Annotated in this window: 17 protein-coding genes; 11 read left to right on the top strand and 6 right to left on the bottom strand. The window is 47.7% G+C overall.

The genetic code is table 11. The annotated features are described in order from the left end of the window. Positions 1–6: 6 nt before the first annotated feature. Positions 7–186, bottom strand: a complete 180-nt coding sequence (locus ON05_RS11590; protein WP_010472220.1) for a hypothetical protein — start codon at positions 184–186, stop codon at positions 7–9. Between the two features lie 581 nt (positions 187–767). Between ON05_RS11590 and accD the strand changes: the two genes are divergently transcribed. The 9 genes from accD to ON05_RS11545 all read left to right on the top strand — a co-directional run bounded on the left by accD (position 768) and on the right by ON05_RS11545 (position 6,580). Further along, a complete protein-coding gene (accD, locus tag ON05_RS11585) occupies positions 768–1,682 on the top strand; it encodes an acetyl-CoA carboxylase, carboxyltransferase subunit beta (protein WP_010472219.1) in 915 nt (304 codons plus the stop codon). 51 nt (positions 1,683–1,733) lie between these two features. Continuing rightward, entirely contained in the window at positions 1,734–1,997 is a 264-nt protein-coding gene (locus ON05_RS11580) for a translation initiation factor IF-2 (RefSeq protein WP_236618922.1), read from the top strand. A gap of 209 nt (positions 1,998–2,206) precedes the next feature. Then, entirely contained in the window at positions 2,207–2,695 is a 489-nt protein-coding gene (gene psbV / locus ON05_RS11575; protein WP_012164235.1) for a photosystem II cytochrome c-550, read from the top strand. After that, positions 2,673–3,281 carry a photosystem II cytochrome PsbV2 gene (psbV2, locus tag ON05_RS11570; protein WP_262561610.1) on the top strand — a complete coding sequence of 203 codons (609 nt, stop codon included), beginning with the start codon at positions 2,673–2,675 and terminating at the stop codon, positions 3,279–3,281. The genes psbV and psbV2 overlap by 23 nt, the downstream gene beginning before the upstream one ends. A gap of 241 nt (positions 3,282–3,522) precedes the next feature. Then, the gene (gene petJ / locus ON05_RS11565; protein WP_010472213.1) at positions 3,523–3,852 is read left to right on the top strand and encodes a cytochrome c6 PetJ; all 330 of its coding nucleotides are present in this window, start codon (positions 3,523–3,525) and stop codon (positions 3,850–3,852) included. A 151-nt stretch (positions 3,853–4,003) separates the two neighbouring features. Continuing rightward, positions 4,004–4,903 carry a ChaN family lipoprotein gene (locus tag ON05_RS11560; protein WP_010472212.1) on the top strand — a complete coding sequence of 300 codons (900 nt, stop codon included), beginning with the start codon at positions 4,004–4,006 and terminating at the stop codon, positions 4,901–4,903. Between the two features lie 16 nt (positions 4,904–4,919). Beyond that, a complete protein-coding gene (locus tag ON05_RS11555; protein WP_010472210.1) occupies positions 4,920–5,225 on the top strand; it encodes an antibiotic biosynthesis monooxygenase in 306 nt (101 codons plus the stop codon). A gap of 91 nt (positions 5,226–5,316) precedes the next feature. Continuing rightward, positions 5,317–6,048: an SDR family NAD(P)-dependent oxidoreductase gene (locus ON05_RS11550; RefSeq protein ID WP_010472207.1), complete on the top strand. Its 732-nt coding sequence runs from the start codon at positions 5,317–5,319 to the stop codon at positions 6,046–6,048. Positions 6,049–6,166: 118 nt separating this feature from the next. Then, positions 6,167–6,580 (top strand): agenet domain-containing protein, encoded by a 414-nt coding sequence (locus ON05_RS11545; protein WP_262561607.1) that lies wholly within the window; start codon positions 6,167–6,169, stop codon positions 6,578–6,580. A gap of 17 nt (positions 6,581–6,597) precedes the next feature. Here ON05_RS11545 and ON05_RS11540 read toward each other — a convergent pair whose 3' ends face one another. The 5 genes from ON05_RS11540 to clpS form a co-directional block, all read right to left on the bottom strand. Continuing rightward, positions 6,598–7,698, bottom strand: coding sequence for a tRNA (guanine-N1)-methyltransferase (locus ON05_RS11540; protein WP_010472203.1), 1,101 nt, complete (start codon positions 7,696–7,698; stop codon positions 6,598–6,600). Positions 7,699–7,743: 45 nt separating this feature from the next. Beyond that, positions 7,744–8,649 carry a DUF3632 domain-containing protein gene (locus ON05_RS11535; protein WP_010472201.1) on the bottom strand — a complete coding sequence of 302 codons (906 nt, stop codon included), beginning with the start codon at positions 8,647–8,649 and terminating at the stop codon, positions 7,744–7,746. After that, positions 8,646–10,931, bottom strand: a complete 2,286-nt coding sequence (locus ON05_RS11530) for a hypothetical protein (protein ID WP_010472200.1) — start codon at positions 10,929–10,931, stop codon at positions 8,646–8,648. The genes ON05_RS11535 and ON05_RS11530 overlap by 4 nt, the downstream gene beginning before the upstream one ends. Before the next feature lie 112 nt (positions 10,932–11,043). Beyond that, positions 11,044–11,331, bottom strand: a complete 288-nt coding sequence (locus ON05_RS11525; RefSeq protein WP_010472198.1) for a DUF2103 domain-containing protein — start codon at positions 11,329–11,331, stop codon at positions 11,044–11,046. A 3-nt stretch (positions 11,332–11,334) separates the two neighbouring features. Next, positions 11,335–11,646 carry an ATP-dependent Clp protease adapter ClpS gene (clpS, locus tag ON05_RS11520; protein WP_010472195.1) on the bottom strand — a complete coding sequence of 104 codons (312 nt, stop codon included), beginning with the start codon at positions 11,644–11,646 and terminating at the stop codon, positions 11,335–11,337. 194 nt (positions 11,647–11,840) lie between these two features. Here clpS and ON05_RS11515 point away from each other — a divergent pair, with 194 nt between their 5' ends. Together ON05_RS11515 and ON05_RS11510 are read left to right on the top strand one after the other, a co-directional pair. After that, on the top strand, positions 11,841–12,737 hold the full coding sequence (locus tag ON05_RS11515) for a DUF4922 domain-containing protein (protein ID WP_010472194.1): 897 nt from the start codon (positions 11,841–11,843) through the stop codon (positions 12,735–12,737). Positions 12,738–13,019: 282 nt separating this feature from the next. Continuing rightward, the gene (locus ON05_RS11510; protein WP_010472192.1) at positions 13,020–13,229 is read left to right on the top strand and encodes a chlorophyll a/b-binding protein; all 210 of its coding nucleotides are present in this window, start codon (positions 13,020–13,022) and stop codon (positions 13,227–13,229) included. Positions 13,230–13,276 lie beyond the last annotated feature (47 nt).

Raw genomic sequence — 13,276 nt, 5'->3', positions numbered from 1 at the left:
ATGGCGCTAGCGTTGGGGATCATGATTGGGTAAACACTGCCGCATCCAACATCGGTTCAAATACTCAATCCGATATTGTTGCCAAAAACGGCCTGGATTGAGAACCAGTTTAATGTCCGAATGGAATAAGGGCTGATTGAGATATTGCCAAACGGGAAACCAATTTTGATGAGACTTAGAAATCATGACAGTTTTAGGATGTTGGGTGACTCAAGCGTTTAATCCAGGTAGGCTCAGCATAGCTAAGCCCTTGTACACGTCCCATGTCCTTGAAAGGCCCAATCTTAATAACTTTCATGAAGAATGAAGAGATCTCAAGAGGGATCCCTAAAAGTTATGTAAAATTCAGCCCAAGCAGATGGCAAAGGTGCTTGTCCAGCTGATTGTGATTTGGAATAAAAGACGCGCTCCGTATACGCTTAGAGTGCCCATAAATGTCGTAACATTTGTCACCGAATTTCTGCGATTCCCAAAAACTTTACAAACGACAAAATATTTAAGACGCCAAGTGCCAGCGACAAAGTTTATGATTAATTAATAATTTTATTACAAAACCCACAAGCAATTCGGCCATAGTGGAGGATGCGTTATGTCCTCACGGCTAGCCCGATGAATGGGCAAGGTCACACTGTATTCGTTTCTAGGCAAAGCGGGGGAGACTTTGTTGTTGAACGTCTCAAATGGGTGAGGGTAACGGTAACCTTATGCCTCAATTGCTGCGGTCTTGCAGGTGCTGAGTTCATTTTTGAAAGGAATCAAGCGTTTCCATGTCTTTATTTGATTGGTTTGCAAATCGACGAAAATCTCATCCTGTGACCAAAGCACAGCCAGAACGAGAAATCTCTGATGGCTTATGGTCGAAGTGTGAGTCGTGCGGTGCTTTAACCTACACCAAAGATTTACGGGCCAATCAAATGGTGTGCCTAGAATGTGGTCATCATATGCGCGTCTCAAGTGATGAGCGGATTGCGCAGCTGATTGATGCAGAAACCTGGGTGGCGATGGACAATAACTTGGTCGCCTGTGACCCCCTTCAGTTTCGAGATCGCAAAGCCTATTGCGATCGCATTCAGGAATACCAAAGCAAAACTGGTCTACAGGACGCTGTCCAAACAGGGGTGGGTGAACTTGACGGCTTGTCTCTCGCCTTGGGTGTCATGGACTTCCGGTTTATGGGAGGCAGTATGGGGTCCGTCGTTGGCGAGAAACTGACCCGTTTGATCGAGCATGCCACGCAAAACCGTCTTCCTCTCGTGATCGTTTGTGCGTCCGGTGGTGCTCGCATGCAAGAAGGGATGCTGAGCCTAATGCAAATGGCGAAAACCTCTGCCGCGCTAGATCAGCACAGAACCAACCGCTTACTCTATATCCCCGTACTCACTCACCCCACTACCGGTGGGGTGACCGCGAGCTTTGCGATGCTGGGGGATATGATTTTGGCTGAACCCAAAGCAACTATCGGCTTTGCCGGTCGCCGGGTGGTCGAACAGACCTTGCGAGAAAAGCTACCGGACGATTTTCAAACGGCAGAATATTTGCTCGGCCATGGATTTGTAGATGCCATTGTTCCGAGACCAGAGTTAAAGCGAACCTTAGCCCAGCTGATTCGCATTCATGCTCAAATGCCGATGGCCTCAGATGTTTCACCTACCGCTGTTCCAGTTGCCGCTGCTGTTGAATAGGGGATAGGGGACTGAACCTTGATCCTCTTCCATTCCAGATTTGACCAATTTATGGAATCTGGATTTGGGAAAGGGACGCCTCAATGGCATGATATTAGATGGGTCAACCTTAATAAAATCAGTACGTTAATGATTATGGGGTTTGCAGACCTGTCAATCTCGGAAATAGCAGAGGACTATCATCTCTCTATCGAAGAGGTTTGTACATTATGCGATCGTTTGGGTGTCGCTTATAAAGCGCCCCACACCCGTTTAGCCCTGGAGGATGTCAAAGCACTTATTTTAGAAATTTTGGCTAACCAAGAAAATACCTAAGATCAAACCAATAGGTGACGACTCAGGTTTTAATTCAATTAAGCCTAAAACTGTTTTACTGCTTTATTCATGCCTTTTCCTCTTCTCATTTCTGTGGACTTCCATCACTGTCACCAGCAACGGGCAGGTTTAGATAGAGTACCCAGTTCTGTAGAGTGGATTTAACTGTGTTGAGAGCCTGATAATTAAACGAAATTGAAAGGAGAACTATGCTGAAAAGATACATGTTGCTGGCGGTGGCTACAGTATTTTTTGCTTTTCAAGTATTAACCAGTACTGCAACTGCTGCTGAATTAGATGATGCGACTCGAACAGTTGCGTTAAATGAGGGGAGTACCGTTACTCTATCCACTCAGCAAGCGAAAGAGGGCCAGCGCTTATTCAACTTTGCCTGTGCGAACTGCCACATTGGTGGTGATACAAAAACAAATCCCAGTATCAACTTGTCTTCAGCTAGCTTGGCAGGCGCTAACCCCCGACGTGACAACGTTGAAGGTCTTGTGGATTATATGAACAATCCCACAACCTACGATGGTTTTGACACCATTTCTGAAGTGCATCCTAGTACTCAAAGTACAGATGTCTTCCCTCTAATGAGAAACCTGTCTGATGAGGATCTATTCGACATCGCAGGTCATATTCTCATCCAGCCTTCAGTGATTGGTGATCAGTGGGGTGGCGGTAAAGCCAACCGTTAAGTGTCCATTGGTTGTTGACCAGTATGAACGACGTTATCTTTATAAAGTTCATATTCAAGGCGGGCATCAAATGCTGAAATCGTGGCTCAAATGTTGTTTTCTTGCAGTTCTTTGGGTTTGTTTGGGAGTTTTCCCCAACAGTTTCATCGCCCAAGCTGGAGATATTGAGGACTATATTGTTCGGTATCTCAAGGTGACAGAACCTGTCCCTATCGTGATGGATGCGTCTGGAGAAACCCAGTTGTTTTCTCCAGAAGAGCTATCGGATGGGAAACGGTTATTTGACGATAACTGTAAGAACTGCCATGTAGGTGGAGCGACATTGCCCAATCCTGTGCAATCTTTGTCAATGAAGAATTTGCAGGGGGCAACCCCTTCTCGGGATAACGTTGCTAATCTCATTGAATTCCAACGAGAGCCAACCATTTATGATGGTAGCGATGTTAGCTTTTGGTGCCGCCAGGTCCCGGATACTTGGCTGCCCGATAAAGAATTGGCAAATCTAGAAGCCTTTATTCTCAGAGCTGCTGAAGTAGCTAGAGGTTGGGGTACTGAAGATGTTGCTGATGGCATAGATTTTACTTAAGGTATTTGTCCTTAAAATTGCTTTAATCAAAGGATTAGTGCAATATCGATGCCGTTAAGGAAAGACTTGTAATCCTATGAACTCTTCGTATGGGGTTCTAAAGTTGCAGGGACGATCCTAAAATAATGATGCGAGTCATCGCATTTGCCATAAATAAGCACCGTATATATTCATCATTTGGTGTCTGGCGTTAATAAGTTTGGTAGCCTTGCTGCCAATATGAATTGAGAGGAGAAACACGTTGAAAAAACTTCTATCTATTGCCTTAACTGCACTTGCTGTACTGACCTTTGCCATCAGCAGCCCTGTTTTAGCCGCTGATGCGGGTGCTGGCGCTGGTGTCTTCAATGCCAACTGTGCTGCTTGCCATGCTGGTGGTAACAATGTTGTCCAGGCTGACAAAACCCTAAAAGCGGATGCTTTATCCGCTAATGGTATGGACTCTGCTGATGCCATCATCAATCAGGTCACCAACGGTAAAGGTGGTATGCCTGCATTTGGTGCTAGCCTTTCCCCTGCTGATATCGAGAACGTTGCTGCATACGTTTTAGATCAAGCTGATAAGTGGTAAGTCTGTCAAAATAACTAGTTCATAGTTTTCCCCCTCTTCGTAAGAAGAGGGGGTTTTGTTTTGCTGGCCGATTGCTATTTTTCGAACTGGTACTCACCATCTTTAGGTGGGTTTATGTCATCTTGTACCTAGTACCTGTAGAGATGTTCCTATGCGCCGAATTCGTCCATCTTACCTGTGGTCTTTAGGATTAGGACTATTCTTGGCCTGTGCTCTCCCGACGATTGGCTGGCAATTAATTAGCGCTTCTTCAGCAGTGAGTGTTGAGCAAAAAAACCTGTTAGACCAGTTATCTAAAGTGCAAGTGGTCTATTTAGGGGAAACCCACAACAGTGTGGCAGACCACAAAGCCCAGTTAGCGATTCTTCGAGGGTTATTTGAACGACAACCCAAATTGGCCATCGCAATGGAAATGTTTCAGCGTCCTTTTCAAGAGCCCATCAATCGCTATCTTGCGGGAGAGATCACGGAGGCGCAGCTGCAAAAAGAAACAGAGTATCGGCAACGCTGGGGATTTGATTGGGAATTCTACGCCCCCCTTTTGCGGTTCGCAAAGCAGCATCAACTTCCGGTGATCGCGTTAAATACGCCCACTGAAATCACCAAAAAAGTGGGTCGGCAGGGATTGGAAAGCCTCTCCCCAGAAGACTATGCTTTTATCCCGCCTTTGGCCGATATAGACCTGAGCAATACGGCCTATCGTCAAAAACTCACAACTATTTATGAGCAATTTCATCACGGTCCCGCGTCTGAAGAAGGATTTGAGCGGTTTTTCTCAGCCCAGGTTCTTTGGGACGAAACCATGGCTGAAAAAATAGCCCAAACCGTTCGTCAACAGCCCGATCAACTGGTGGTTGTTATCGCTGGGAAAGGCCATATTGAACAAGGCTATGGTATACCCGATCGGGTTTCACGCCGTCTTAACAAGTTCTCTAGCCAGGATCAACCGTTTCGCCAGTCTTCTGTTTATCTCAATCCGACAGAAGAGGCTCGCAAGATCGTGAATCCTCCCGCCGCCACGCATTTTTGGACTCAGCCTGGATCGGAATGATACCCAAGCTCGATTTATGATTCTAGAAGTTGCAATCCTGGATGTCATTCCTGGGCGAGAAGACCAGTTTCAGGCAGACTTTCAACAGGCCCAACATATTATCGCTGCCATGCCGGGTTATCTGGGGCATGAACTGCAGCGCTGTATTGAGCAACCATCCCGTTATTTGCTGTTGGTGCATTGGCAAACGTTAGAGGATCATGTGCAGGGTTTTCGCCAATCACCTCAATATCAGCAGTGGAAGACGTTGCTGCACCATTACTATGATCCATTCCCGACCGTTGAACATTATGCAGCGGTAGCTTCGCAAACAAGTCGTTGATCAGAGATTGCTATCGATATTTGGCTGAAAGGGATCGATATCGGCTGGTTTTAACCTTATCAACTCTGTATATACCTAATAGGAGATTTCTATGCTAGATGAGAATAGCAAGATTGCCCTAGTGACGGGGGCCAACCGTGGATTGGGACTAGAGGTTTGTCGGCAATTGGCCCAGCAAGGCGTTAGCGTCATGCTCACGGCCCGTGATCGGCAAAAGGGAGAACAAGCAGCCCAACAGCTCCAGCAAGAAGGGCTTGAAGTGATGCTCAACTTTGTAGATGTTGCGGATGACCAGAGCGTGGCCCAGCTCGTGCATGACCTAGAAGGCAATCTCCCTCATTTAGATATTCTGATTAACAATGCAGGCATAAATTTTGATTTTCAGCAGCAAACTCTGGTGGCTGATTTAGATGATGTTCAAAATACTTTGAATACAAATTTGTTCGGGGCCTGGCGGATGACTCAGGCTTGCTTACCGCTGCTAAAGAAGAGTCAGCATGGACGCATTGTGAATGTTTCTAGTGGAGCAGGGTCATTTGCTGGCCCCAGAGGTCTGCAGGAACAGGGCGGGGGATTGCCAGCTTATGGGATATCGAAAGCTGCTTTGAATGCCCTAACCGTTAAGCTCAGTCGATCTCTACTAGAGACGGGGATTTTGGTCAATGCCGTTTGTCCAAATTTCACAGCGACTTATCCAGGCACGAAAGAAATGGGGGCGAGACCGGTTCCTGAAGGGGCAGCTGCAATTGTTTGGGCTGCGATGCTACCGGATGATGGTCCCACCGGTGGATTTTTTCGAGATGGTCAGCCCCTCCCCTGGTAGGGAGGATGTAATAGCAGATGCATGATGTGAGACATGCTTCTGCCAAGCGGCAAAAAACGCTGGGTCAGTCGTCTCCATGGGCATCCTAGAGGTAGGTATGACCATGAATGATATGACGATGAAAAAATCTATTTCATTTTTACTGTTACTAACGGCCACTTGGTTTAGCGGTTTGACCCTGAGTGCTGAGGCCAGGGCTGCATGTGCAGTTGGACAAAGGGGTGAAGTGTTATGGAAGGGGAAATGGTATCCAGCTCAGGTTCTAGATACGAGTGGTCGACAATGCTACATCACCTATGACGGCTATAGCAGTTCTTGGGATGAGTGGGTCGGTCCGAACCGTTTTCGTCCTTATGCTCCTGCTTCCTCTAATGCGGCTTATCGAGTGGGACAATCGGTGCAGATTTTGTGGAAAGGGAAATGGTACCCCGGACGTGTATTGGATGTCAGCGGGAACCGTTACTTTATTACTTACGATGGCTACAGCAGCTCTTGGAATGAGTGGGTTGGTCCCGCTCGACTGAGCCGATAGTAGAACGTTAATGCTGTTCACATATCTGCAGCAATAGTCAGACAGTCATGAAACGGCGCATCAGTTTTGACGGCTTGGGGATTAATGTGGGTGAGGCTGGCCTGATAGCCTTGCTTGTGGAGTTGCGCAATGATGCGATCGCGTTTTGGTATATCCATCTTGCCCCGTCGTCCAATGTCTGCAACGGAGTAGAAATAAGGCGGCATCAGGGCTTCATCTTGCATCATCTGTAAGAGTTGAGCTCGATTGGACCAGCCCCATTTCTGGGCAAGCTTCTGCATAGCGGCGAGCCAGGTGGGATGATGCAATGGCCCCAGCCACATGGGACCGCTGAGGGTTAACGGTGGACCTTGGTGGGGGCAGGTGGCGCGGCTGAGCTGGTCCCAAGCGACGGTTTGATAGTGGCCGCAGTGGTGACAATAGCCGATAAATCCCAGGCCATGTTGGGATTGGGGTGCGGTGACCTGGACGAGTACTCGATAAATTTGACCTTGAAAATAAGAGAAAATGGGCTGAATATCTTGTCCTAGGATTTGAGCTTGTTGCCAGCAACTCCCTAATAGCAGCCGTAGTCCTTGTTCATGGGCAGCAGGATGCGATCGCGCCCATGCTCCCAGTAATCGCTGACTATGTTTGGGGTTATGGCCCGCTAAGGTGCGGCTATCCGTGCCCGTAATATAGAGGAGTCCACCTAATTTGACGGTTTGCAGGCAGCCTTGCAGAAAAGGAGTGGGTAAGCCAAAACTATCCAAATCAATGAAATCAAACTGTTCTCGGCACCTAGAGAATAGCTGTGCTGCGGAGTGATAGAAAAGCTGATACCGCTGCGGGGGCAGTTGGCTTAAGTTATCGGTTAAGACAGGGGCCATGTCAGGGTTTGCGTCATTGGCCCAAATCCAATCCGCCGCACTTTCTAGGGCATAGCGTTGCGATCGCACCCCGCATCCGGTCATCACATCTAAAACTGTTAGGTGGCCCATTTTTTGGCGATAAACAGCCGCTGCCAATATGCCTAAATCGCGGGCGGGTCGACTGCTCGGGCGAAAAAATGCTGGTCCAACTCTAAAGAGTGCTTGGCCTTCTTGGAATTGATCAGTGGCGTTCCCAGACCATGACATTTAAGGGGTTTGCCCCAAACAACTTAGCATCTCGCTTTAGCCTCCTCACACAATATCTCCAGGATGAGCATGACATGCTACCGACCGCTTTGAGATCAGGGATTGAGAGGGAGAGGATGATCGCTTATCAGTTCGCCTGAAATACCATTGCCCCCATAAGACCAAGCCAGCGATTGCGATGACGCTGACCACCACTAAAATTCGATATCGTTGGGCCAAACGTTTTTGGCTAGCCTCCATGTCTTGTCGCAAGCGATGTTCAACGGCTTGAATCTGTGACTTGAGCTGAGCAATATTGGGCGAGAGCGTTTCGAGGGATTCGAGTCTATGTTCTACTGCTTCATATTTGAACGCTTCTATTTGGGTGGCCAAGCGGGCAAGTTGATCGCCCTGACGGGTGAGCTGCGCTTCTAAGGTATGGACGAGTTGGATCTGTTCAGACTGTTGTTGTTGCCAATGGCTATTTTGTGTATCGGATGTTTGACGCAGATGAGCCATGTCTATTTGCAACTGTTGGATGTTCTGGTCCTGATCAGACCTCGCTTGTTTGTCTTGCTGCACCTGTTGTTTGAGCTGAGTTAATACTTGCATGATGCTTTCATGCTGCTGTGTGGCTTGATCTATCCCCGCGATTTGTGTCGAGACCGCTTGGATGCTTTGGCTGCAAGTCTCTGCTTGCCTTGCTAGGGTGTGATATTGCTTTTCTAGGGTCTGCCGATTGTTGTGGAGCAACGCCATCGTTGTCTCCAGGTCGAGCACCTGAGCGGATAAGAGTTCGGCTTGCTCAGTGGCGGCTGTTAGGCTTGCCTGCTGTTGCTGCATGGCCTGGAGTAGTTGTTTGACTTCATCCACACGACAGGCTTGTTGAACGAGATGTTCTCCGCGCTCGATGCCAGCGTGAATCAATAGTTCTAATTTCTCCAGTCCTTGGAGCGTTTCTAAATCATTCATAGCGTGAGATGGTCAATAACGTCAGCTAAACGGGTTTGTAGCGCTTCTCCCAAGAGAATCAGCAGATCACCAGACTGATCCAATAGTTCAGGGAAAGGGACATCCTCCAAAATATCCAGGCCAAACTGTTTGCGCACGCGTAGGGCTTCATAGATTAAGCCTTGATGGTCAAGGTCCTCCGCAATCTGATGGCCTAAACGTTGATACTCTGCTGCATCCGTCTGTTGAAGAGACTGGGCTGTGGCGACCGCGTCCCAGGAGCGGTACATGGCTCGGAAGAGTAAACATCGTAATGATACTTCCAGCTCTTCACCCTGTGCATGGTGTAAAAGCATAGGATTGCTCAAGATATCGAAACGGTCTTGAAGCCGTTGTAATGCCGCTTGCTCCCAATCATTGTGGTCAATCTTAGCCGCTTGCATGAGTGCATAGGTATCGGCATATAGATGGAGTGGATCGGTTGTCAAACTCGTCAGTAAACGATGGCGGATCTCGGTTGCCCGCTCAACCGCATCGGTACCGCCCACAGCTTCTATAATCCATTGAATCGTTTGGTCAACCGCTGCAGCGTCCTCTAACGGAATCTGGTCACAGTGGACCAATGCATCGGGAACAAGCCTAGTCATCTCATCGACTTCCAAGCGAGTGGCCAGGACTAAGAGCCGTGCCCGCGTTCGGGTTAAGAGGGTATACCACTGGTAGGTTTGTTCGGAGGTGGGAATATCTGTCGATGTAAAGGTCGGTAAAGCGATACAGCCTTCAAATTCTCGACCTTTAGCTTGGCTGACATCTAGGAATTCTAAGGCCCGAGTGGTGGGATAGAGCAGATCATTCAGGTGCGATCTCAACACTTTGACTTGTTGCGCTAACTCCACCCTTAAATATCGATGCTGCGAGGTCTCTTGCAAGGGAGAGCATTGCACCAAGCGCTGGAAGAAGCCCATGATGTCTGCCTGCGACTCACACACGATCAGTCGGACGGGGTCACCCACTTCTAGGGCATTTTCAGGTTGGGCAACTGCGGCTGTAATCGTCCGTTTCCCTGGGGCACCGTGTTTTGTAATCGAGAGAAAGGGATTGGCAAATTGCAAGATGTGACCCGAATTTCGATAGTTAGACCGAAAGGGTTGGATAGATTTGTCCAATTCTAGCTGTCCCCACTCAAAGTCAACGGGCTGAATCCGCTGATTTAAATCGCCCAGCAGCCACAAATGGACTCGGTAGGGATGATGAGTTTGCCAGGATTGGCATAGGGCAATCACGGCTTTGAGTTCTGCCAGCAGATAGTCTTGGGCTTCATCAATAATGATTAAGGTATTTTTTGCGATCGGTGGAGGTTGATGAGCGAGCCGTTGAGCCACATCGAAGCGAGACAATTGGTTGCCTAATTGGCGTCTCCAATGGTCAGGCTTAATCTTTCTCAGGGATTGAAGGCGCTGTTGGTTGCTATGAAACTGCGCACTTTTACGTAAATTCTTTGTGTCGTGATCCAAGATGTAGGCTTGATAAAGCAGAATATCTCGATATGAGATCGCTCCCAATGTCTTCAGGTGATGGCTTTGTTTGGCTGCGGCATAAAAAGCCTCCCGCTCCTGGTCTGGAGACGCTAAACAATCTTTTAAGTCAGGGTAAAGCTGTCCTAACCAGGTCGCGAAAGTCATCGGTTGGAGTCCGTGGAGTCCCTCATCTTGTTGCTGCAGATATCGTTCAATCTCTTCCATGAGCAGCGAAGGCACGATTAACGAGACCTGCCAACCTTGTCGATAATACTTACTGGCCCAGCCTGTTGCCGTAATACTTTTGCCTGTACCTGGCGGGCTTTGAATCAGTCGCGCAGAAAACTCAGTGTTGTGCTGGGCTAAGAGGTCATGGCCCACCTGCTCCTGCTCAGGCGTTAAGACGGGTGAATATTTATACCCGGCATCATAGACCCAGGCTCGCCAATCATTACCCGTCTCGCCGTGCCAAACGTAACAAGGACAATATTGACGCTGATCATAGTCCTGGGAGTAAGTATGGTCGTCCCGTGCATCAATACCAATGACCGTCTTATCGTAGGCATCCCTTTTCCAAATAATTCGGGCTGAATGACCAGGGATTTTGGTCCTAGATAGGGTTTTATAGCGGCCTTGTAAAGATTTGGTATCTAGTGCATTAGGACCCGCTCGCTTATGGTCTGCCTGCATTCCTGCCAGGATGGTCGGAATATCATCAAAAAACTGCTCAATTGAAGATTGTTTCAGATCTCTTAAAGCAGCCGGGATGAGCTTGATCCTAGTCATTGAGACTCAAATATCATTGGAATACACCACTAAAGCTATCAGACCATTGTTGCTAAATTATGCACAAGGTTGATGCGTCTTCAGCACTGGATGAGAAAGGTTTAATGGCTGCTTAAGCCTGAATTTGGGTAATGGTGTAGACCAACTCGTCTGAACTCAATGTTGTGACAATAAAAACTTCTTGCACTGTCTTGCCTGAGCGAGCTAAGACTTTAAATCCGCCCCGAATGGGGACTGAAATTCGCAGCTTTAGGTGGGGGGCGTGTCCCTTGACTCGGCTAATCACGCCGGGGGTAACGGTTTGAATACCTGGATAGTGAATCAATTTTCCTAAAATCGCGAGTAAGCCGGGAATATGGGTAGAGTGATTCAGCACTAATCGGCCTTTATTGCCAGACATCCCTTAAGCGGCCTCCAAGGGAGCCATGGTTAAACCCGCTCGCTGGAGCTGCATATGGTAGAGTTCAGCTTGTTCTTGAGGACCGACCCAAACAATGGCCTGGCCTTCGAAATGAATTTGATTGGTTAATTCCCAAGCCTTATCAGATGTCATATGGGGTATATAGGTCATTAATGTTTTGGCAACATGCTCAAACGTGTTGACGTCATCATTGACCACAATCACCTTGAAATTCGGATAGGGTTTCCGAACCGTTTTTTGTGCCTGTTTCTCTTCAGGACGGGTAACAGGTGTTTGCACTGCGGTGATCGCCATGCGTGGACTATCTAGCTCAGAAAGCTTAAGCATGAGCTTAATTATTAAAGTTAAGGAATTAATTAGTTTACATTAGTTTAGCTTGTTGATAATGAGTTGCCTATGCTTAATTGCCTAAGGTGCTCGATCTTTAGCCTAAACCAAATATTCGCAAAGGGTAGGTCTGTTTCTATGACTGAACTTTGGACTACTTTATGCCCATGACGAATGCTCAGCAACTTATCCCCGGTACGCTTCGAACGCACCTGATTCATCGAACCCAGGAGGCTAAGAAGTGTGGGGCTCTACAGTCCATTGCCACTCATTATGAGCCAGTGATCGATGGAGGGCTGGAGTTTATGGTGCGGATTGTCTCTAACTTGGCCCGCAAGGCGAAAGCCCTCAAAACCCCCAAACCCAAAAACTTTAATCCCTTCCTTCCTTACGAAGCAGATCTATTCGTATCTGATCTATCGGATCAACATCTAGTCTTATTGAACAAGTTCAATGTGGTAGATCATCATCTGTTGATGGTGACACGAGAATTTGTCAGCCAAGATACGTGGCTTGATGTAGCCGATTGTTTGGCGTTAGCCATTGTCTTGAGTGAAATGGAAGGGTTGGCGTTTTATAACGGCGGATGGGCGGCGGGGGCGAGTCAACCCCATAAGCATCTGCAGATGGTGCCGTTACCGTTTTTCCCAGATCGCTCTGATTTACCGATTTCACCTGTTATCGCTGCGGCTGATTTACAAGGTATAGGTCAAAGCCCTGCGTTGCCGTTTGTGCATGGGATTGCACCCCTGTCTTTAGACTGGACAAACACTCCGCAGGACCTAGCTCCGGTGTTACTAGATACCTATTACCAACTCTTAGAGGCTATTGGTATGCCATGGCAATCGGATACTGCCGAAGCGACCGGTGCTTATAACCTGCTAGTCACGAGAGACTGGATGCTGATGGTGCTGCGATCGCAACCTAGTTTCGAAGGCGTGGCCATCAACTCCTTAGGATTTGCTGGATCTTTATTGGTACGCAATTCACAAGAGTTAGAGCATTTGAAGCAGATTGGACCCATAACTGTTTTACAGAATGTGGGAGTTGCCTTGTAAAGGGCAGTCGAGTTTGGTGACTCGCTTGATCTGGCTTAACGGGTTGGATCATCAAAGACAGCAGTGACAATGGACTCATTGCCGCTTTAAGCAGGGTGGATTGTCATGACTCGTTACAAAATTAATTTAATTTCTTGATCGCTAAAAATCTTTACTTGTAAAGGATCTAATGCGATAAGGCTCCTGCCAAAATCTGTTGATGACGTTAATTTCTTTACATTTCATAATGCTTGTGTTACATTTATTTACATAAGCAAATCAAGCATTTACGGAGCACTTCCCATGACTAAAGGATTCACCTCAGACGATCGCGGTTACGTTAACAGCTTTGCAGTTGAGCCTAAGACCTCCGCTCAGGAAGAGCCCGTATTTGGTTTCAATAAGAATGCTGAGCGCATCAGTGGACGCCTAGCCATGGTTGGCTTCATGTCCATCCTGCTCTTAGAACTAGCCACAAACCTCAACTTCATCCAAATCGTGACGGGTGTCTAGCAACTGATCCAATTGATTTGACCCTCATCTGAAAGTAGGTGAGGGTC

Source organism: Acaryochloris sp. CCMEE 5410, assembly GCF_000238775.2.
Taxonomy (GTDB): Bacteria; Cyanobacteriota; Cyanobacteriia; order Thermosynechococcales; family Thermosynechococcaceae; genus Acaryochloris.
Note: the sequence above shows the minus strand (reverse complement) of the source record. Positions and strands in the feature narration are given on the sequence as shown.

Coding starts and splice junctions, on each gene's coding strand:
- ON05_RS11515 (WP_010472194.1), top strand. CDS start 11,841: ATGCCCATGACGAATGCTCAGCAACTTATCCCCGGTACGCTTCGAACG.
- accD (WP_010472219.1), top strand. CDS start 768: ATGTCTTTATTTGATTGGTTTGCAAATCGACGAAAATCTCATCCTGTG.
- ON05_RS11580 (WP_236618922.1), top strand. CDS start 1,734: ATGGAATCTGGATTTGGGAAAGGGACGCCTCAATGGCATGATATTAGA.
- psbV (WP_012164235.1), top strand. CDS start 2,207: ATGCTGAAAAGATACATGTTGCTGGCGGTGGCTACAGTATTTTTTGCT.
- ON05_RS11535 (WP_010472201.1), bottom strand. CDS start 8,649: ATGAATGATTTAGAAACGCTCCAAGGACTGGAGAAATTAGAACTATTG.
- ON05_RS11590 (WP_010472220.1), bottom strand. CDS start 186: ATGATTTCTAAGTCTCATCAAAATTGGTTTCCCGTTTGGCAATATCTC.
- ON05_RS11550 (WP_010472207.1), top strand. CDS start 5,317: ATGCTAGATGAGAATAGCAAGATTGCCCTAGTGACGGGGGCCAACCGT.
- ON05_RS11555 (WP_010472210.1), top strand. CDS start 4,920: ATGATTCTAGAAGTTGCAATCCTGGATGTCATTCCTGGGCGAGAAGAC.
- ON05_RS11545 (WP_262561607.1), top strand. CDS start 6,167: ATGAAAAAATCTATTTCATTTTTACTGTTACTAACGGCCACTTGGTTT.
- ON05_RS11540 (WP_010472203.1), bottom strand. CDS start 7,698: ATGTCATGGTCTGGGAACGCCACTGATCAATTCCAAGAAGGCCAAGCA.
- clpS (WP_010472195.1), bottom strand. CDS start 11,646: ATGGCGATCACCGCAGTGCAAACACCTGTTACCCGTCCTGAAGAGAAA.
- ON05_RS11510 (WP_010472192.1), top strand. CDS start 13,020: ATGACTAAAGGATTCACCTCAGACGATCGCGGTTACGTTAACAGCTTT.
- ON05_RS11525 (WP_010472198.1), bottom strand. CDS start 11,331: ATGTCTGGCAATAAAGGCCGATTAGTGCTGAATCACTCTACCCATATT.
- ON05_RS11530 (WP_010472200.1), bottom strand. CDS start 10,931: ATGACTAGGATCAAGCTCATCCCGGCTGCTTTAAGAGATCTGAAACAA.
- ON05_RS11560 (WP_010472212.1), top strand. CDS start 4,004: ATGCGCCGAATTCGTCCATCTTACCTGTGGTCTTTAGGATTAGGACTA.